Annotated in this window: 18 protein-coding genes; 11 read left to right on the forward strand and 7 right to left on the reverse strand. The window is 66.2% G+C overall.

Going from position 1 to position 18,576, the window contains the following annotated elements:
- The first annotated feature begins 5 nt into the window (after window positions 1-5).
- The 10 genes from ACWDUA_RS09735 (at window position 6) to ACWDUA_RS09780 (ending at window position 9,751) form a co-directional block, all read left to right on the forward strand.
- A complete protein-coding gene (locus ACWDUA_RS09735) occupies window positions 6-1,034 on the forward strand; it encodes a spirocyclase AveC family protein (RefSeq protein ID WP_449750810.1) in 1,029 nt (342 codons plus the stop codon).
- 42 nt (window positions 1,035-1,076) lie between these two features.
- A complete protein-coding gene (locus ACWDUA_RS09740) occupies window positions 1,077-1,997 on the forward strand; it encodes an MlaE family ABC transporter permease (protein WP_449750811.1) in 921 nt (306 codons plus the stop codon).
- A gap of 61 nt (window positions 1,998-2,058) precedes the next feature.
- Window positions 2,059-2,871 carry an ABC transporter permease gene (locus ACWDUA_RS09745; RefSeq protein WP_449750920.1) on the forward strand — a complete coding sequence of 271 codons (813 nt, stop codon included), beginning with the start codon at window positions 2,059-2,061 and terminating at the stop codon, window positions 2,869-2,871.
- Between the two features lie 3 nt (window positions 2,872-2,874).
- Window positions 2,875-3,924, forward strand: coding sequence for an MlaD family protein (locus ACWDUA_RS09750; RefSeq protein WP_449750812.1), 1,050 nt, complete (start codon window positions 2,875-2,877; stop codon window positions 3,922-3,924).
- A complete protein-coding gene (locus ACWDUA_RS09755) occupies window positions 3,924-4,958 on the forward strand; it encodes an MCE family protein (protein ID WP_449750813.1) in 1,035 nt (344 codons plus the stop codon). Before ACWDUA_RS09750 ends, ACWDUA_RS09755 begins: the two co-directional genes overlap by 1 nt.
- Entirely contained in the window at window positions 4,946-5,938 is a 993-nt protein-coding gene (locus tag ACWDUA_RS09760; protein WP_449750814.1) for an MlaD family protein, read from the forward strand. Before ACWDUA_RS09755 ends, ACWDUA_RS09760 begins: the two co-directional genes overlap by 13 nt.
- 1 nt (window position 5,939) lies before the next feature.
- Window positions 5,940-7,037, forward strand: a complete 1,098-nt coding sequence (locus ACWDUA_RS09765; protein ID WP_449750815.1) for an MlaD family protein — start codon at window positions 5,940-5,942, stop codon at window positions 7,035-7,037.
- A complete protein-coding gene (locus ACWDUA_RS09770; protein ID WP_449750816.1) occupies window positions 7,034-8,023 on the forward strand; it encodes an MlaD family protein in 990 nt (329 codons plus the stop codon). Before ACWDUA_RS09765 ends, ACWDUA_RS09770 begins: the two co-directional genes overlap by 4 nt.
- Window positions 8,020-9,030, forward strand: coding sequence for an MlaD family protein (locus tag ACWDUA_RS09775; RefSeq protein ID WP_449750817.1), 1,011 nt, complete (start codon window positions 8,020-8,022; stop codon window positions 9,028-9,030). Before ACWDUA_RS09770 ends, ACWDUA_RS09775 begins: the two co-directional genes overlap by 4 nt.
- A 67-nt stretch (window positions 9,031-9,097) precedes the next feature.
- A complete protein-coding gene (locus tag ACWDUA_RS09780; protein ID WP_449750818.1) occupies window positions 9,098-9,751 on the forward strand; it encodes a hypothetical protein in 654 nt (217 codons plus the stop codon).
- A 109-nt stretch (window positions 9,752-9,860) separates the two neighbouring features.
- Here ACWDUA_RS09780 and ACWDUA_RS09785 read toward each other — a convergent pair whose 3' ends face one another.
- A complete protein-coding gene (locus ACWDUA_RS09785; protein ID WP_449750921.1) occupies window positions 9,861-10,808 on the reverse strand; it encodes a hypothetical protein in 948 nt (315 codons plus the stop codon).
- A gap of 217 nt (window positions 10,809-11,025) precedes the next feature.
- On the opposite strand from ACWDUA_RS09785, the gene ACWDUA_RS09790 reads away from it, so the two are divergent.
- The gene (locus ACWDUA_RS09790) at window positions 11,026-11,661 is read left to right on the forward strand and encodes a TetR/AcrR family transcriptional regulator (protein ID WP_449750819.1); all 636 of its coding nucleotides are present in this window, start codon (window positions 11,026-11,028) and stop codon (window positions 11,659-11,661) included.
- Here ACWDUA_RS09790 and ACWDUA_RS09795 read toward each other — a convergent pair.
- The 6 genes from ACWDUA_RS09795 to ACWDUA_RS09820 form a co-directional block, all read right to left on the reverse strand.
- Window positions 11,646-12,479, reverse strand: coding sequence for a hypothetical protein (locus ACWDUA_RS09795; protein WP_449750820.1), 834 nt, complete (start codon window positions 12,477-12,479; stop codon window positions 11,646-11,648). The genes ACWDUA_RS09790 and ACWDUA_RS09795 overlap by 16 nt on opposite strands.
- Window positions 12,480-12,503: 24 nt before the next feature.
- Window positions 12,504-13,688, reverse strand: a complete 1,185-nt coding sequence (locus ACWDUA_RS09800) for a phosphotransferase (protein ID WP_449750821.1) — start codon at window positions 13,686-13,688, stop codon at window positions 12,504-12,506.
- 83 nt (window positions 13,689-13,771) lie between these two features.
- Window positions 13,772-14,368, reverse strand: a complete 597-nt coding sequence (locus tag ACWDUA_RS09805) for a TetR/AcrR family transcriptional regulator (RefSeq protein WP_449750822.1) — start codon at window positions 14,366-14,368, stop codon at window positions 13,772-13,774.
- A gap of 71 nt (window positions 14,369-14,439) precedes the next feature.
- Window positions 14,440-16,320, reverse strand: coding sequence for a DUF222 domain-containing protein (locus ACWDUA_RS09810; protein ID WP_449750823.1), 1,881 nt, complete (start codon window positions 16,318-16,320; stop codon window positions 14,440-14,442).
- A 224-nt stretch (window positions 16,321-16,544) separates the two neighbouring features.
- Window positions 16,545-17,015, reverse strand: a complete 471-nt coding sequence (locus ACWDUA_RS09815; protein WP_449750824.1) for an SDR family NAD(P)-dependent oxidoreductase — start codon at window positions 17,013-17,015, stop codon at window positions 16,545-16,547.
- The gene (locus ACWDUA_RS09820; protein ID WP_449750825.1) at window positions 17,012-18,565 is read right to left on the reverse strand and encodes an acyl-CoA synthetase; all 1,554 of its coding nucleotides are present in this window, start codon (window positions 18,563-18,565) and stop codon (window positions 17,012-17,014) included. The genes ACWDUA_RS09815 and ACWDUA_RS09820 overlap by 4 nt, the downstream gene beginning before the upstream one ends.
- Window positions 18,566-18,576: the final 11 nt, after the last annotated feature.

Raw genomic sequence — 18,576 nt, forward strand, 5'->3', positions numbered from 1 at the left:
CCGTCATGTCAGTCACTCGACCCGAGGGCCCGTCCACGCCCGTCGGGGAGTCCGGCGACCGCATCTCGACGTCGGCCCGGACACCCCTGCCACCACTCGGCCGGCAGGGGCCCGCCACCTTCCTGGCGCTCATCGGCGCGATCTGGTTCGCGGTCTGCGTCTATGTCGTGATCCGTTGGGTCACCTCGCCCACCGATTTCGCACCCGCGCCCAGACTGGGGCCCGACGAGATGGCCGACTGGCGTCTGGTCGCCCTGCGCGTGTTCGAGGTGATCAGTCTGATCGTCATGGTCGCCTTCATCTGGTTCTGCGTGATCGTCCCCTGGCGTCGCGACGGTCGCATCGGTCTCGACGGCAAGTTCGTCATCGGGGGCATCATCTGCTTCGTCGCCGATGCGTTCCTCAACGTCCAGCAGTACCTGTTCGCGTGGAACAGTGCGAACGTCAATCGAGGGGTGTGGGTGCGGTTCATGCCGTTCCACGACGGCGACGCACCCAGCCGGTACGCGGAGTCGCTCATCTGGGGCCCGCCGATGTACATCTACTTCTGTGCCGGCGTGGCGATCGTCGCCTGCCACGAGGCCGCCCGCGTACGGCGGCGATGGCCCGCGATCAGCAAGTTCCGGCTGTTCGTCCTGATCTTCCTCTTCGAGTTCGTCTTCGACTTCGTCGTCGAGAATGTCGTGATCCGCACCACCCACGCCTACGCATTCGCGAAAACATATGAGCCGCTGACACTCTGGGCAGGAGAGGTGCATCAGTTCCCGATCTACGAGTCCGTCCTGGTGGCCTTCGTGGGGTGCGTGTTCACCTGGGCCCGCCTCGAGGCGGCCGAGCGGCCGGCCGGCAGTTCGCCGATCGAGGTGGGGGCCGAGCGGTGGCGTCCGGCGATGCAGCCGTGGATCCGTGACCTCGCGGTACTGGGATTCTGCATGGTGACCCTCGTCTTCGTCTACCACCTTCCGTTCAACTGGCTGGGCCTGATCGGCAACTCCTACGCCGACCTGCCGAGCTACCTACTGCCGGGTGACTGACGCCGTCGCAGTCGAAATCAGCGAATCCATCGAGGGGGAGGGATGCAGGATCTTCGATTGACGGGTGCCGAGCTCGCGCTGCTGACCCCGCAGCAGAGTCCACCCGCACCACCGGCCCGGAGCACGTCGGGACCGGCTGTCATCGCACGGAGGGTGCTCACGCGCATCCTCACCTATCTGAGTACCGTGCCGCGCGACTGCGTCGGCACCATGGGCCGGGCGGCGGTTCTCGCCGCCCAGGTGCTGCGCTACAGCGTCACCGAGACCATCCGCATGCGGTTGCCGATGGTCGAAACCCTCGAGCAGGCATGGTTTCTGCTCACCGTCACCGCACTTCCCGCCGTCCTGATCGCGCTTCCCTTCGGCACCGAGATCTCCATCCAGGTGGGTGCGGTGGTCAATCAGGTCGGTGCCAAGTCGCTGGCCGGTGCCGCCAGCGGGATCGGCGTCATCTCCCAGGGTGCGCCCATCGCGGCCGGCCTGCTGATGGGCGGCGCGGCGGCGTCGGCGATCGCCGCCGACCTCGGCGCGCGATCCATCCGCGAGGAGATCGACGCCATGCGCGTGATGGGTGTCGACCCCGTCCAGCGTCTCGTGCTGCCGAGATTCCTCGCGATCGTCCTGATCTCGCCGATCCTGTGCGTCATCATCGTCGCCTCGGCGGTGGCCGCGGGTTTCGTCCTGGCGGTCTCGATCAACGGGGTGGTGCCGGGTAGCTTCTGGCAGTCGTTCGGTGCGTTCGCCACCCAGACCGACTTCTACTTCGCGATCGGGAAGACGATGCTGTTCGGCATCGAGGTGGTGATCATCGCGAGCTTGCGCGGGATGGAGGCCAAGGGAGGTCCGCGCGGTGTGGCCGACGCGGTCAACGCCTCGGTGGTGCTCGGCTTCGTCGCGGTGTTCGTCACCAATCTGCTGACCACACAGCTGCAGTCGATGTTCTTCCCCGGACAGGTGGGCTGAACCGATGACCACCACACCCAGCAAGTACTCCCCGCTGCCCGCACTGAGCGGATTGCAGCGCATGCTCACCACCAGTGTGTTCACCGTCGGCGAGGGAATCGGCCGGTGGACCCTGTTCACCGCCCAGGCCGTCGTACACATCCCGTTCACGGTGCGGCACTACCGCAAACAGACCCTGAACACGATGAACAGCATGGCGTGGGGCCGTGGATCGATCGTCGTCGACGGCGGGGTGATCTCACTGCTGGTGATCCTCGGTGTCGCCATCGGGATCGCCGTGGCGATCGAGGCATACAACACGCTCAACCTGATCGGCTTCGGGCCGCTGACCGGGGTGATCGGCGCCTTCCTCAACATCCGAGAGATGGGCCCGATCATGACCGGGATCGGCTTCGCCGCCCAGATCGGCTGCCGGATGACCGCGGAGATCGGCTCGATGCGCATCGCCGAGGAGATCGACGCCACCGAAACGCTCGGCATCCGGTCCATCCCGTTCGTCGTGGGTACCCGCCTGGTCGGCGGAATGCTCTGCGTCATACCGGGATATCTGCTCTCGCTGGCCATCGGGTTCGCCACCGCGAGCCTGTTCGTGAAACTGGTGCACGGCGCACCGGCCGGTACCTACGACCACTACTTCAGCCAGTTCCTCGACCCGGTCGAGGTGTTCTACTCGCTGATCAAGGCGGTGACCTTCTGTGCGGTGATCACGATCATCCACTGCTACTACGGGTTCTTCGCCTCCGGCGGTCCCGAAGGTGTCGGCCGGGCGTGTGGCCGTGCCATCCGGGCCAGCCTCGTGTTGACGATCGTGATGAATCTGGTGATGACCATCCTGCTGTGGGGTCTGCACCCTGACCTGGTGTTCAAGGGGTAGACGATGGTTTCCGGATTTCTGATCGGCTCGGAGGACGCCCGGCGGCGAACACTCCGCCGCACCGGCGGTACGGTTGTCGCGGCGGTCGTCGTCGCGATCCTCGTGGCGCTGTACGTGATACCGCGATTCGGCGATGACGACGCCGACCGGATCACCCTGACCATCGAGACCCCGGCCGTGGGGCCGGGGGTGGAGGCCGGCACCGAGGTCATGCTGCGCGGCGCACCGGTGGGGCTGGTTCGTACCCTCGACATCGACGACTACGGAACCGCCACCCTCACACTCGATCTCGACAAGAATGCGGTGAACGGCCTGGGTCGCGACTTCGTGATGGACTTCCGTCCGAAGAACTACTTCGGCATCACCGGTGTGACCATCGCCGACCCCGGAGCCGGGGCGGGTGGTGTGGTCCACGACGGTGATCATCTGTCCCGGGCAGCGGGATACGACGCCACCATGGCCGCCATGATCGAGCGCGGCTCGGATGTCGCGAACGGAACGCTCCTGCCGTCGACGACCGACGCCGTCCGCCGGGTGCTGGTGTACACCGGCGCATTCGAGCCACTGCTGCACACCGGGGTCGTGGTGGCCGACGTGGTGGCCCGTACCCAACGCGCGATGCCGCGCGAACTGCTGGCGGAGTACAACCGGATCGTGGACGCTCTGCCACCGTTCAGCGAGGGGGCGATCGGCGCGCTGTTCGCCTTCTACAACAGTGAACTGCGAGCGGCCGGCGACGAGGTGCAGAACAATTTTACGGTCACCCTCAAGGCCATCTCGGACAACTTCTTCTCCATGGTCGGACGGTTGCTCGAGTCCAACCAGGCCAACCTGACCTCGACGGTGCAGGTGGCCACCGAGGCGGCGTCGATCCTGCCGGCACTGGGGCCCGGGCTCACCCCGGTGACCGTCCGCGAACTGGTCGCGGGCCTCGACGGGGCATTCTCGACGAAGCCCGACGGCACCACGACACTCCGGATCGAACTGGCCCTGCAGAGACTCCCGGCACTGGCCGGACCGATCGCCGGCACACCGGTCACCGGAGGACGATGATGAGACACCGCTTCGCCGGAACCCTCCGGATCCTGCGTCCCCTGTGGAAGCTCGCCGCCGCCGGCGTCGTCGCCGTGGTGCTGTTCGTGATCATCACCAACGGCATCACCAACCCCGTCGCCGGTGAGACCGACTCGTACACCGCAGATTTCACCGACGTGTCCGGTCTACGGCCGAATGCTGACGTCCGGATTCGCGGTGTGAAGGTCGGCAAGGTCACCGCGGTCGACATGACACAGACCGAGGGTCGCGCGCTCGCCCGGGTGAGGTTCACCCTCGTCGAACCCAATCGGATCACCGAATCATCGAGGGCGGCTGTCAAATACGCGAACCTCTCCGGTGTTCGCTACGTCGATGTGACCGGGACCGACGAGGCGACTCCGCCAACGACGGCGGCGCCCGTCACACACCTGTCGGTGGAACAGACCGTGCCGTCGTTCGACATCACCGAACTGTTCAACGGGTTGCAGCCGGTGCTGGCGACCCTGAGTCCCGAGGAGATCAACACGTTCTCGCAGAACGCACTCACGGTGTTGCAGGGTGACGGCAGCGGGTTGGGTCCGATGCTCGAGAGCGTCGAGACGCTCAGCCGATATGCCGCCGACCGCAGGCAGGTCATCTCGGTGCTGGTGGACAACATGTCCCGGATCGCCGACACGCTCGGCGGCAAGTCCCCGCAGATCCTGGAGTTCCTGCACGACATCGAGGTCCCCGTGGACTCCACACTCACCGTGCTCGACGAGTTCCGTAAGGCCAGTGAGTACGGGCCGTCGTTCATGGGAGTGGTGAACTCGATCCTCGCGGGGGTCGGGATCGACACCGACACCGACATCGACCGCGAGCTCACCGCGGCCTTCCCGACCGTCGACAACCTCTGGCGCTCACTGGAACTGCTGCCGACGGTGCTCGACGGGCTGCAGGCACCGGTGACCGCGGCGGCGCCGACGAGACGGTGTACGCACGGACGACTCGAACTCCCGGCTCTGGCCCGGGTCCTGGTGAACGGCAGTGGGGTGGTCGTATGTCGCGGCTGAGCAAGCGGTGGGAGCGGGTGCGCTCCAACGATGTCGGGATGGGTCTGCTCGCGCTGGCGGTGGCGGCCGCCGTCCTCGTCGGCGTCACCTACTTCTATCTCTCCCCGCCCGGCCGCCAGATGATCACCTTCACCACGCGGGACGCGGCATCGCTGAGTCCGGGGATGGATGTGCGCGTCGCGGGTATCTCGGTGGGCACGGTGGCCGATGTCCGACTACTCCCGGAGAACGTCGCGGTCGACCTCGACGTCGACGGTGAGGTCGGAGTGGGTGACCGCAGTTCGGTGAAGGTCCAGTTGCTGACCGCCGTCGGTGGGTACTTCGTGTCACTCGTCCCCGGTGGCCGGGTGACCGAGGACAGTTCGACGATCGCCGCGCAACGTGTCTCGGTTCCGTACACGATCGCCGACACCTTGCAGGAGCTGCCCCGGATCACCGATGAGGTGTCCGGCAACACGATCGAGCAGTCGCTGGCCCAGCTCTCGAAGGGGCTCGGTGACAACACCGCATCGGTGCGGGCGTTGATCGGCGGGCTTCACTCGCTGGCGTCGGTGGTCGACGACCAGCGACGCCAGGTCGACAAGGTGGCGGCCCTGGCCGCCGAGTACACCACCACCTTCGACAACAGCCGGGCGTTCGTGTTCGAACTGATCCGCAAGGTCAACGTCGCGCTGTCGCAGTTCTACACCTACCGTGCGGGATTCTCCGAGGCCTACCGACAACTCGGTGGTGTGCTCGAACGACTCGGTGCGGTCTCGACGTTCTATCTGAACCACTCAGATCAGATCTATCCCGCAGTCGTCGCCGCCCGCGACACGGCCCTGCGGATGCGCGACGGGATGGATGCGATGATCACCAATCTCGGCCCACTGCAACAGAATCTGACATCCCTGGTCAGCACCGCGGCCTCGCCGGGAGCGCAGCCGTTCGTGATCGACGCCACCAGGATGTGCTTGCCTGTCCCCGGACGGAGTTGTTGACATGCGGAGATCAGTGACCGTCGCGACGGTGATGGGTGTCGTCGCCGCACTCGCGATCACGGTGACCGTGCTCGGTTCCGGTCGCGCCGCTGCCGGCACGGCGACGAAGACCTACTGTGCCGTCCTGCCCGACGCGATCGGCCTGTACACCGGGAATCCGGTGACCCAGATGGGGGTACGGGTCGGCCGGATCGGCGCCATCGACCCCGGCGACGACGGGGTGACGGTGTCGTTCACCGTCGACGCCGACCGTCCGTTGCCCGCCGGGGTGTCGGCGGTGACGCGGTCGAAATCGGTGCTCGCCGACCGGTCGCTGGAACTCGTCGGCAACTATCGGGGCGGAAAGGAACTCGAGCCGTCCGGCTGCATCCCGATCGAACGTGGTCATACCCCGCAGAGCATCTCGCAGATCACCGGGTCGATCGCCGATCTCGTGGACCAGCTCGCCCCGGCCGGCGACACCCGATCGATCGAGGGATCGATCACGGCGATGTCGGATGCGCTGGCCGGCACCGGGCCGCGGATCGCGACCCTGATGTCGACCGCGGCGAGCGCGGCGCGCAGCCCGGATCAGACGATCGCCGACATCGGGACCATCATCACCGCGTCGGCACCGCTGACCACCGACGCCCTGGCCCACTGGGGCGACATCGCCTCGATCATCACCAAGCTGCCGGAGGCGACCGACGTCGCGGCACGCGTGTTGTGGCCGGGGACGGTGCACATGATCTACGGCATGCAGCCGGTGCTGCAGTTGATCTCCGACATCGAGCCGCGCTATGGCAAGGACTACTTGTATCCCACGCTCGATGCCCTGGCGGGTGCGCTGCACGTGGCCGCGGCACACGTCGGCGACATCAGTGGAGCACTCGACGCGATCCCGGCGCTGGCCGGGGCCACCGCGCTGGTGGCCGAACGCGGCCGCGGGGTGGGCCTGCAGGTGCGACCACCCCAGGTGCGGGTGGCCACCGCCGACGGTGGGGCGTGGTGTCGACGACTGAACACGATGAGTTCGGGGAGTTGTGTGGTGGAGAGCGGACAGACCCGGCTCGTCCGGGTCGGGGCGCTGGACCTGCTGGTTGCGGGGGTGCACCGGTGAGGGCGCGGTTGTTCACGATGGTCGCGGTACTCCTGGCCGCCACCGGGGTGCTGTCCGGATGCGGACTCAACCCCGGCGAGATGGCGTCGTCGGTCCGTTCGACCGGTGACGGCGACCGGCTGACACTGCAGTTCACCGACACCCTGAACCTGCCCGAGGGCTCGGATGTGACCCTCAACGGCAGCAAGGTGGGGTCGGTGACCCAGGTACATCTGCAGCCGGGTCACGTCGATGTCGACACCACATTGATGTCGGGGGTGCGGATTCCGGCCGCGGCGAGAGCGTCGATCCGGCAGAACACCGTCCTGGGCGACCCGTACGTGGCAGTGGTCTCCACCGGTGTCGATCCCGGGCGCATGCTCACCTCCGGTGGAATGATCCCGTTGTCGCAGACCACTTCTCCACCACCGCTGGAAGACACCCTCGCGGTGGTGGCCACCTTCGTCAACGGCGGCAGCATCCAGACCATGCAGGATGTGATCCGAAAGATCAACGAGGCCTTGCCCGATGCCACGCAGACCAAGCGGGTGGCGCGGATCTCCGCGATCGACCTCGGCGACCTGTCGCAGGGCACCACGCTGATCGATCAGACGATTCGCGGACTGGACGCCACCGCACGCACGATCGCGGCGCGGGCACCGGACATCGACGCGATGCTCAGCCCGGAGGGCATGCACTACTGGAGTCAGCTGTCGAAACTGTTCTCCGGCATCGGGGTGGTGCTCCCGAGTATCGGCAGTGTCTTCGAGGGTGGGTACTGGCTGATGCCGTTGCTCACCGAGGTCGACGGCTCCATCGGCACCGTCCGATCGACCATCGACGCCATCGGGGCGAATCCGCCGGCGCTCGAGAAGTTCTTGTCGCAGAGCCTGTTCCCGTTCATCCGTAAACCCGGCTTGGAGATCGTGTCGGCGACGACGCCGGATGGACGGGAACTGATCGGCGATGTCACGAAACTACTACGCATGCTGGGGGCGATCGGATGAGCAGGTGGCGGGCCGTTTCGGCACCGGACCGCAAGACGGTGGTGTCGATCGCCGCGATGCTGGCGCTCGTCGTCGTCTCGCTGGTCTACATGAACTCCTTGGGACTGAGGGTCGCCGAGGGTCGTGACACGCGGACGGCGGCGATGACGGTGCCCCACACCAACGGGCTCGTGGTGGGCTCCAAGGTCCTGCTGCGCGGGGTGACGATCGGCCGGGTCACCGCGGTGGAGCCCTCGGTGTCGGGGGTGCGGATCGCGTGGGACTACCGCGATCGCTATCAGATCCCGGTGGACTCGGAGTTCCGCGTGGACAATCTCTCGGCGCTGGGGGAGACCTACCTGGGGATCATCCCGCGGACCGATCACGGGCCGCGGCTGTCCGATGGTGTGGTGCTGACCGCGAGTTCGGTGACGGTGCCGACCACCGTCGACGAACTGGCGAACCGGGTCACCCGGTTCCTCGAACAGATCAACAGCAAGCGGGTGGCGGCGATCGTCGACGAGGTCAACACCGGCCTGGTGGCCGATCAGCAGATCCTGTCGCGGATCGCCGAGGCGAGCGCGTTACTGGAGACCACGGTGCTGACGACGCGCGGTTCGCTGACCGAACTGCTGACCCAGGTGCAGCCCCTGCTCGGACGCGGCGCGGACGTCGCCGACGACCTCGCCGCATCCGGTGATCCGGTGGAGCGGTTCGGCGTCGGCCTGGCGAAGTTCCTCAGCGAGGGCGGTAAACGGGCGGCGACGAGTGCTGACGGCCAGGACGGCTTCATCGTGGCGACCAACGCACCGTTCTCGTTGGACGACCAGGCCAAACCGTTGCTCGAGAACATACAGCGATTCCTCGATGCCGCGTCGCCGGATCTGCGTGTGCTCGGCGACGCCGCGCTGCCCGCGGTGGCCGCCGGTGCCGCCGGCCTGCGCGCCGTCGATCTCTCGGTGCTCACCCGGACGGCGCTGGCCACGGTCGGCGACGGCAACGGCCTGGTGATCGGGGTCGGACCGTGATCACGACGCGCACAACCCATCACCCGCTCACCGCCGACAACCGGCGCAGGGAACAAGGAGGAACACGATGAGCCAGCTGATCGAACTCGACGACGAGACCGACGCACCGGAACCGCAGTCGCACGACGAGGCGTCGCCGTCCGCCGACGGCGACGCCTCGTCGCGTGCCGGGTCGGGATCGTCGGTCCGGAAACGCCTGTCGGACCGCACCATCGGACTGCCACAGATGGCGATGGGGGTCACCGCGGCGGGGCTGGTGGCCGCGGTGGGCGTGCTGGGGTACGTTGCCGCCGACCAGTCGTCGCAGATGGATGCGATGCGTTCGGCGGCGGCCGACGGGTCGCATGCCGAGCAGGTCGCGCTCGACTATGCGACCGGGGCGGCGAACATGAACTTCAAGGACCTGCCGGCCTGGAACACCGCGCTCACCGCCCACACCACACCGGAACTCACCGCCAAGCTCAAGGAGGCGGCGTCCTCGATGGAGCAGGTGATCGTGCCGCTGCAGTGGACCTCCACGGCCCGGCCGATCGCGGCGAGCGTGAAGTCCCACAACGGCGATGTGTACGTGGTCAACGCCTTTGTCGCGGTGACCACGAAGAACGCCCAGGCGCCCGACGGCGTGCAGTCCACCGCGAGCTACACCGTCACCCTCGACAGCGCGCAGGACTGGCAGATCACCGACGTCGGCGGTGTGGACGGCGCCCTCGCACCGAAGTAGTTCCGCTCGGTGTGGCTCCGCGGATTCACCCGGCAGATCCGACGACGACATGAGCGATGCCCGGCACCTGCGAGGGTGCCGGGCATCGTTGTCGGGAAGGGGCCGGGGATCAGACCGGCTGCGGTTCGGACGTGCGCTGCGGCTGGTCGATGACGGCCTGCGCCGGGTCCTCCGGATCCGTGGCGAGGACGGCGTGAGCGTCGGGGCCGGCTTCGTCGATCATCTTGTCCCACAGGTTCTGCCGTGATGACTTCGTGTGCAGCACCCACGTGTAGAGGAACATGCGGGGTAGCGTCCAGTGCGGTGCGGCCTCGGTGTCCTTCCGGCCCATGAGATGGTGCAGGACGAACATCCATCCGACCATCATCACCATCATCACCGTGGTGGCGATCCAGCGCGCCCACGTGGGCAGCGTCGAGTTGTGGGCGAGGATGTGAATCCAGCCCACCCCGAAGTAGGCGACCATCATGCCCGCGGGGGCGGCGAACAACAGCAGGAGCTTGCCGTAGCCGACCAGACGCGGTGCGGCATAGGCGATGATGGCACCGACGGTCACGAAGGAGCCTCCGTTGATGAAGCCCCACCAGTACGGAAAACCGAAGAGCTGGAACGGTTGCACACCGTAGTACTCGTAGACGCCCAGATTGATGCCGATGGTCTCCATCACGGCGTCGGTGATGATGCCCATGCCCAGCAGCATGACGAAGTGCCTGCGGTGGGCGCCGTTGCGGATCACGAAGTACGCGAAGTACGACTCGAGTCCGAGGAACGCGACGTAGCAGAGCGGGATCAGCGCAGGCACGGTGATGCCGAAGTTGGTGAATGCCGGGATCAGGTTCTCGGCCCAGTGCAGGTGACCGAGCAGGTCGAGCATCGGTTCGAGGAGGCTACAGATCAGGCCGCTGCCGATGATCAGCAGCGGAACGTAGTTGCGGCTCTTGACCGCAGCCTTGATGGCCCACGGCAGCGCGAAGAGGACCACGGCTGCGCCGGCGATGAAGAAGAACGAGACCTCTTGGGCGAGTCCGACCGAGAAGTCGCCGGGGCTGGGCAGCATGTTCGGCGGCCACCCCTCCTCGGTCACCAGTGGCCAGCTGCCGGCCAGATTCAAGGGAGTACTCACGGTGGAACCTTCCTGTGATGTCCGCCAGATACACGGCGAGATATGTACCAGGTCACACTAGCAAAAGCTAAACAGCATGTATAGCTATTTTCTACATCGGGATAGATTTCATGGCCGGGGGCGCGGTCGGTGCGCGGGTAGGGTGGCGGCCGTGGCAGATGGAGTGCGAACCCGGGGACCGCAACGGACCCCGGAGACCGAGGGCGAGATCGCCGACGAGATCTATGCGGCGACTCTCGAATTGATGGCCGAGCAACCCTTCGGCGAGCTCAGCGTGGCCCAGATCCTCAGGCGCGCAGCGGTGTCGAGGGCCACGTTCTATGCCTACTTCCCGTCGAAATTCGCGGTGCTGCGCGGTCTGCTCGAGCGCGCGATGATCGACATCTCGGCCACCGTGTCACCGTTTCTGCAGCGCGATTCCCACGAGCCCCCCGAGGCGGCGCTCGAGCGCAGTATCCGGGCGGTGACACACACCTGGGGGCGGCATCGACTGGTGCTGCAGGCGGTCACCCTGCATTGGCCCACCGAGCCCGAGATCCGTGACATGTGGCTCACTCTCGCCGACCGCCTGATCGACTCGGGTGCCCGTGAGATCGAGCGGGAGCGTGCGGCCGGATTGCTCACGACCGGCGTCGGCAGTCGTAAGCTGGCCGCGACGCTCTTCTGGGGCACCGAACGAGTGCTCTACATCGCGGGACTCGGCTTCGACGACGACCTGGAGGACGAGGACTCCCTTGTGGATTCGCTCGTGGCGATGTGGAGTGGAACGCTCTACGGCACCCGGTGAGGTGATACCGAGGGTGTGGCGTCATCCGACGGCTGTGGGCGTAGCGAAGGGTGCTGTGGTTCGCGGCCTGCGACGAGGTGTGTACCGAGTGTGCCGATGGTCCAGGCGATCCCGCCGACCACGGTCAGAGCCGACAGCCAGAGCAGCACGGTCGGAGGGGAATTCGAGTGCCGCACCGACAGATACAGGATTGCCGAGCCGAACAGCCCGGCCGCGAAGGCCACCGGGACCAGGGTCACCAGGTAAGCCTGGGCTGCGCCGCGCAGGACCGGTGCGAGACGGTAGACGACGATCCCGGTGACCACCGCCGACATCGCATTGGTGAAGCCGAGGAAGATCGGGTAGCCGAGGACGACGAAGGGCTGCCGGTCGTGGTAGCTGTAGACGTCCAGGATCGAGATGTAGGTGATCTCGGCGATCAGCGCCATGGCCGCGATGGCGGCGTACATCCGCCACACGGTGCGCATGTCGGGGGAACGGGCCAGGGTGCGGGCGATGATCACCGTGGCGCCGCCATAGAAGGCGATGTAGGCCGCGGGAACCCAGACCGGCTGGGCGCTACCGAAGGTGGTGTACAGGTGCCACTGGCCGGGTTCGTAGAACCAGAGTCCGTAGAGATGGTCGAAGAGCGGCTCCATCAGGCACGTCAGGCCACCACTGACGAGAACCAGTGCGGGCCAGACGATGCGCTCGCGGAGGCAGATTCGCATCACGTAGACGATCGCGGCCACCGCGAGCGCGTAGGTGAGGCCGGTCGCGATCCACTGTCCGGTCTCGTTGACCGGGGTGTCGATCCAGCCGCTGGTCACCGGTGCCATCGGTTTCTCCTGTGGGTGAGTGGGTCAGATGAGTGCGTCGAGGGTGTCGGCGTCGGCCACCGCGTGGGCGAGACGCTCGATGTTGAGTAGGCAGTCCTTCTCGTCGTGCAGATCGGGCTGCAGTCGGCCGGCGCCGATCGTGGCGAGCCAGAAGATCAATCCGTGGATCGACTGTTCCCGGTAGAGCTGTCGGGCCTCGGTCGCCGAGGGTGCGTCGACACCGGCCTCGGCGAGTGCGCAGCGGTAGCGGTCGAGGAGTTCGGGTAGCCAGGTGCGTCGATCCTCCACCTGCAGGCCGCAGTTGACGGCGTACGCGAAGTCGATCGCCCAGGTCCCCTTGACCACGGTCTGCCAGTCGTAGAGGCCCATCCGGCCGTCGTCGGTGAGATACCAGTTCTTGGAATGGACGTCGTGATGCAGCAGGGTGACCGGTCGACGGGACTTCCGTTCGAGCGAGGCGGCGAATGCCGGCCAGATGTCGGCCTGGCGTCGTGAGACGGATTCGGGCAGAACGGATTCTGCCCGAACAAGACCTCGTCGAACCATCGCCTCGGTGTTGATCATCGCGTCGAGGTGGCGTTGCCAGTCCTCGCTCGAGCGTAGCCATGTGAGGTCGTCGAGCATCGGTGAGTCCCAGAACTCCGCATGGTAGGTGGCCATGACCTCGACCATGTCGACCGCGCGGGTGTGGTCGATGTGCAGGGTCTGCGGTGATCCGAAGACCGCGCCTTGGGTGCGCGCCACATCCTCCATGATGATGATCGAGCGGCAGCTGCGGGTGTCGAAGGCTGCGAAATACCCTATCAGGCTCTCGATCTCGAGTTGCCGGCGAAGAACGTTGTAGAAGTTCGCCTCGCCGACGAACAGGTTGGTCAGCCCGGTGAACAGTCGGGTCACCAGATCGGGCGTCGTCTTGGTGAACAACTGCTCGGGAAGTCCTGCCGCGGTACCGATGTCGTTGTAGGTGACGGTCAGGCTGCGGCGCGCACTGGTTCCCGATGTGGTGTCACCCAAGGTGAAGGAGTCGACCGAAGCTCCCGGTGTACCGCTGCACAATGCTGCGGAGAGCCACTCTGTGGTCAGGTCGTCGGTGCGGACCGGCACCTCACCGGGGCGTGGCGGCCGGCGAGCTGACACGGACTCGGTCAATCGGTATCCGGCGATACGGCCGGCCTGGACGGCGAGCCCGAGTCTCTCACGTGCGCCCATCGGCAGACCTCCCGCGCAGTTTTAACGACGCTTAGAAAGCTACCATAAGGGTGTTTATGGTGTGGCCGATCCCACACTTCGGTTCAGTGGTGGGCCGGCTTCCGGTCGACCGTCGAGGTGCGGGAGCGACGCATCCGGCGGACGTCGGCGGTCAACGACCGGATGATCTGCTGTGCGCTCCACTCGAGCGTGTCGACGTCCGGCGGCAGGGTCGCCTGCTCGTAGCCGGTGAGCAGATACATCGACCAGCTGGCGTACCGGTGTGCCGCGTCGGCGTCATCGAGCAACGCGAGGACCGACTCGTAGACGATGGTGTACCGTTCGCGATCGGCCTGGCGTAGTACTGTTGCGACCGCCGGATCGATTGCGGCCCACGTTCGGATGGCGGCCTCCGCGCCGTGCGGCAGCTGAAGACCGAACGCTATGAGGCCCTTGATCCGGTGCAGCGGATCGGCATCGGTGCGCGCCACCGACATCTCGATCTCGGTTCGCGAGCTGTACCAGTGGGAGAGCAGCTGTTCGGTGAAGTCAGACCAGTTCTTGAAGAAGTGATAGAACGAGCCGGTGGTCACCCCGAGGCGTTTGCAGATCGCGCCCATCTTGAACGATCCGTACCCGGACTCGGACAAGACGGCGAGACCGGCCTCGAAATAGGCCTCACGCGACGCGGTTGCTGACATGCGACCACGGTAGCGAACCCGGTTCGAGGCCCGGGTTTGCGTCGACGTTCTCGATGAGTGCGGCGAGGCCCTCAGAAGGGTGGGTCGGGTGAGTCCTCGTGGCCGGCGGGTGTCTGGTTGCGGGCACGGTTGCGTTGGCGTTCGAGTCGTCGGCGGCGATGTTTTCGGGCCAGCGCGGATTCCCGGTCCAGGAGTCGTTCCCCATCCGGTTTGCGGTGCGCACCCGGTGTCCCCGGTGGGGCTGGTGGTCCTGGTGGGGCTGGTGGTGGGTCGTCGAACCGGTATCGGCGGAGGCCGGGGAAGAAATCTTCCATGGTCTCCGCGGGTCCGGGCAGGATCAACCCTTCGGGGGTGGTGTAGTCGATGACCAGCCGGCCGGTGTGGGGGTCACGGTATTGGTCGTCGATCCACCCGGAATGGGTTTTGTGGAGATGATCGAACCGGCATTTCGGATTCAACCCGATCGGGGTGGTCTGCCCACCCGCCGCCGGGTTGTGGTGATCGTATTCGGTGACGTGGTCGAGATCGGCATCGAAGGAGCTTCGGGTGCACGCCACATCGGCACACGTGCCATAGGACAGACGCACGAATGTGTCGAGGGCTGCTGAGGGCCGATACGGATCGGAGGGCAGGGTCGGCGGCAACACCACATCCTCGGGCCGAACACCTGAGGGGACCAGTCGTGTGAATCGGGCATTCGGGTGGGAGGCGAGGTCCCGCACGAACTCCGGGGCGATGACACCTTTGCCGAACAGGTAGCCGGGTGCGGCACCGGCGGGCAGGTCCGAGGAATCGGTCGACGCCACAGTCGGTGGAACATCGGGTGTGGCAGTCGGATTCGCGGCCGTGTCGATACCGGTCGGTCCCGACTCGACTGCCGCGTCACGCTCGCGGCGGGCCGACCGACGGGTGTCATCAGGTGTGGGAGTGTCGTCGGGCTGCTCGGTGGCACCGGTCGCAGTGACGTCGAGATCGAGCTGCCGTTCAGAACTGTTGTCGCTGTGAACTTCCGGCTCAGGTTCGGGTCGGGGTCGGCCGGTGACGGTGTCGAGGTCGGCGATGGTGGCCTCGTTGGCCAACAGGTGGATGACGTACTGCACGTGCGGGATCGACCCGGCCTCGGGGATCTCGGCCGGGCAGTCCTCCCGACCACAGTCACACTCGAACTGGGTCCCCGACAGGAGAGCGAACATGGCATCGGATTTCCGGTTCTGTGGTGTGCGTCCATCGTGTGGGCACACCGTGTTCGCGAGTTCGCTGATCACGAGGCCGCACAACTCGACGCGGTCGGCAGCCATGGTGCCGGCGATCTCCCCGGTCCCGTCATTGCTGAACGAGGTCCACACGCCACGTTTGTCCAGGCATCGTTCGCGGGCTTCACGGACGGCGTCACGGTCGTGGCGGAACACGACTCGGTCGGTCATGTCGGTGATGGTTTTCTTCGACCACAGTCGTCGGCGTCGGCGGATCAGCTCGGCGATCTCGGCGTCGACTTTGGGTGCTGATTCGCGACCGTGTACCAGCGCGGTCCGTGACACCACCACCTTCATCAACTCGGGGGTGATCCAGCCGTCCCGCAATACTTCCGCCACACGGGGGAGGTGGTGGAGAACGGCGATGGATTCGTCCATGAGGAGTTCGGCGGCGCGTTGGGTGATGCCACGCACACGGGAGATCTTCTTGGCCAGATCGACGAACCCGGATGGTGCCCCGGCCACACCGTGGTCGGCGTCGACGTGGCGGCCGATGAGTTCGATCACCGACTGGTAGGTCGACCAGGCGAGGAACGATCGTCCCCGATCGATCTCGCGTAACCCGATCAACAAGTCGTTGGTGGAGGATTGTTCGGGTGTTTTCGGGTCGACCCCGCCCAGTAGGTTGGCATTGGTGTGTGGGAGTTGTGGCCAGGGGGAGTCGGTGAACGACAGTGATGTCGTGGGTGTGGCCGTCATCTGATTTCCTCCCCCCGGAGTGCCTGTGACCTGCAGTAAAGAACTGTTGTTCGATTACAGGCCACGGTACACGAGGCCACCGACAAACCGGGCAACTCCGCCATTCGTGAAGACTGTTTCAGAAGGCTGTTTCAGAAGGCTGTTTCGATCGGTGCATCGTCGTCGACGCCCTCCGAAAGTAGGGGAAGGCGACCTTCCCCGACTTTCGTGACCTTCCCCGTGTTTCACCACGGGGAAGGTCGGAAATCTAGGGGAAAGTGACCTTCCCCCAGTTTCGGGCTGGCGTTTGGGCGGCGAGCAGGGAGCAGGGAGCAGGGAGCGGGGGCAGGGGCGGGCGCCGGGGTCTTCCTGCACTTCGGCCTGGACATCATCGCCACGGTGGGGGGACTCGCGCTGCTCGGGGCACTGCAGAGCGCGTTCCGGACACCGGCGGCGCCGATCTCGGTGGCGGTCGACGCTGCGGCCGTCTCGTCGCGGTCGCTGACCACGACCGACGCGCCACGCTCGATGAACAGGGCCGAGATGGCCTCCCCGATCTCGGCGCCGGACCCGGTGGCGGTCGACGCTGCAGCCGTCTCGTCGCGGTCGCTCACCACGACCGACGCGCCACGCTCGATGAACAGGGCCGAGATGGCCTCCCCGATCCCGGCGCCGGACCCGGTGACGAACACGCGCTTGCCGGACAGTTCACTCACTGCTCTCCTTGCTGCAGGGTGTCTCGGATCTCGTTCTTGAGGATCTTGCCGACCTTGGAACGGGGGAGATCGGGCCAGATCTCGATCTGTTTGGGGGTTTTCACACTGCCGATCCGTTCCTTGACGAAGGCGATCAACTCCGCGGGGGTGACAGTCTGGTCGGGGCGTAGTTGCACTGCGGCGGTGACCCGTTCACCCCACTTCGCATCGGGCAGGCCGACCACGGCACTCTCCTTGACCGCCGGATGGGCGAACAGCGCCTGCTCGACCTCGGCGGAGTACACATTGAATCCGCCGGTGATGATCATGTCCTTGGCCCGGTCGACGACGTAGAGGAATCCGTCGTCGTCGAGGTAGCCGATGTCGCCGGTGTGGTGCCACCCGAACCGGCCGACCTCGGCTGTGGCCGTGGGATTCTCGTGATACCCATCCATCACCAGCGGCCCGCGCGCCACGATCTCGCCGCGTTCGCCGTGATCGAGCAGCCGTCCCGCATCGTCCATGATGGCCACGGTGGTCAGCGGGGTGGGACGTCCCGCGGAGCGGAGTCGCTCCGTGGCGATGGAACCGTCCGGACGGAGATGGTCGGCGGGGGACATCGTGGCGATCATGTTGGGTGCCTCGGTCTGGCCGAAGAGCTGTCCGAGTACCGGGCCGATCCGGATCAGGGCCTCCTCGAGCCGGGTCGGTGACATCGGCGCGGCGCCGTACCAGAGGCATTGAAGCGACGAGAGATCGGTGCGCTCGAGGGTCGGGGTGTCGAGGAGCCCATAGATCGCGGTCGGCGGGAGGAAGGCGTGTGTGATGCCGTGTTCCTCGACGAGCGCCAGGAACTCGGTGAGATCCGGCGCGCGCATGATCACCACCTCGCCGCCGAGACTCAGGATCGGGAAGGTGAGCACACCCGCCGAATGGGTGAGCGGTGCCATCGCCAGATAGCGGGGTCGACGTCCGAACGGGTACGACATCAACGCCAACGCCGTGGACGTCATCAGATTGTCCTCGGTGAGCCGAACGCCCTTGGGTCGTCCCGTCGTCCCGCCCGTGCCGGCGAGCATGCACAGACCACCGTCGGGATGACGCTGCGAGTCGAGCTCTCCCGGATGCTCGGTGAGCCAGCGGTCGAACGGCACCGCCCCGTCGATGTCGTCGCCGGTGTCGTCGTCGAGGCACACCAGCCACTCCAGACGGGGCAGCCGATCGCGGATGCGGGCGACGAGACCGGTGAAAGCGCTCTGGAAGAACAGGAATCGACAGCCGAACAGGTCGAACAGTTGCCGATTCTCGTCGGCCTCGTTGCGGGGGTTCACCGGACACCACACCGCGCCGGCCCGGGCGATCGCGAAGACGCAGGTGAGAGCCAGCGGATCGTTGGCCGACAGCACCGCGACCCGGTCTCCGGTCTGGATTCCGTTGTGCTGCAGCGCAGCCGCTATGCTCACGGTCTGGTCGTAGACCTCACCGTAGGTGCGTGTTCGGGTGCCCGCGGTCAGGCACGGCGCCTCCCGGCCGAGCGATACACCTTTGTCGAGATAGTCGGACAGTCGCATCGTCGAGCTCC

Source organism: Gordonia sp. NPDC003376 (assembly GCF_053589235.1).

Coding starts and splice junctions, on each gene's coding strand:
- ACWDUA_RS09780 (WP_449750818.1), top strand. CDS start 9,098: ATGAGCCAGCTGATCGAACTCGACGACGAGACCGACGCACCGGAACCG.
- ACWDUA_RS09760 (WP_449750814.1), top strand. CDS start 4,946: ATGTCGCGGCTGAGCAAGCGGTGGGAGCGGGTGCGCTCCAACGATGTC.
- ACWDUA_RS09800 (WP_449750821.1), bottom strand. CDS start 13,688: ATGGGCGCACGTGAGAGACTCGGGCTCGCCGTCCAGGCCGGCCGTATC.
- ACWDUA_RS09785 (WP_449750921.1), bottom strand. CDS start 10,808: ATGCTGCCCAGCCCCGGCGACTTCTCGGTCGGACTCGCCCAAGAGGTC.
- ACWDUA_RS09775 (WP_449750817.1), top strand. CDS start 8,020: ATGAGCAGGTGGCGGGCCGTTTCGGCACCGGACCGCAAGACGGTGGTG.
- ACWDUA_RS09735 (WP_449750810.1), top strand. CDS start 6: ATGTCAGTCACTCGACCCGAGGGCCCGTCCACGCCCGTCGGGGAGTCC.
- ACWDUA_RS09805 (WP_449750822.1), bottom strand. CDS start 14,368: ATGTCAGCAACCGCGTCGCGTGAGGCCTATTTCGAGGCCGGTCTCGCC.
- ACWDUA_RS09810 (WP_449750823.1), bottom strand. CDS start 16,320: ATGACGGCCACACCCACGACATCACTGTCGTTCACCGACTCCCCCTGG.
- ACWDUA_RS09750 (WP_449750812.1), top strand. CDS start 2,875: ATGGTTTCCGGATTTCTGATCGGCTCGGAGGACGCCCGGCGGCGAACA.
- ACWDUA_RS09745 (WP_449750920.1), top strand. CDS start 2,059: ATGCTCACCACCAGTGTGTTCACCGTCGGCGAGGGAATCGGCCGGTGG.
- ACWDUA_RS09755 (WP_449750813.1), top strand. CDS start 3,924: ATGAGACACCGCTTCGCCGGAACCCTCCGGATCCTGCGTCCCCTGTGG.
- ACWDUA_RS09820 (WP_449750825.1), bottom strand. CDS start 18,565: ATGCGACTGTCCGACTATCTCGACAAAGGTGTATCGCTCGGCCGGGAG.
- ACWDUA_RS09765 (WP_449750815.1), top strand. CDS start 5,940: ATGCGGAGATCAGTGACCGTCGCGACGGTGATGGGTGTCGTCGCCGCA.
- ACWDUA_RS09795 (WP_449750820.1), bottom strand. CDS start 12,479: ATGGCACCGGTGACCAGCGGCTGGATCGACACCCCGGTCAACGAGACC.
- ACWDUA_RS09740 (WP_449750811.1), top strand. CDS start 1,077: ATGCAGGATCTTCGATTGACGGGTGCCGAGCTCGCGCTGCTGACCCCG.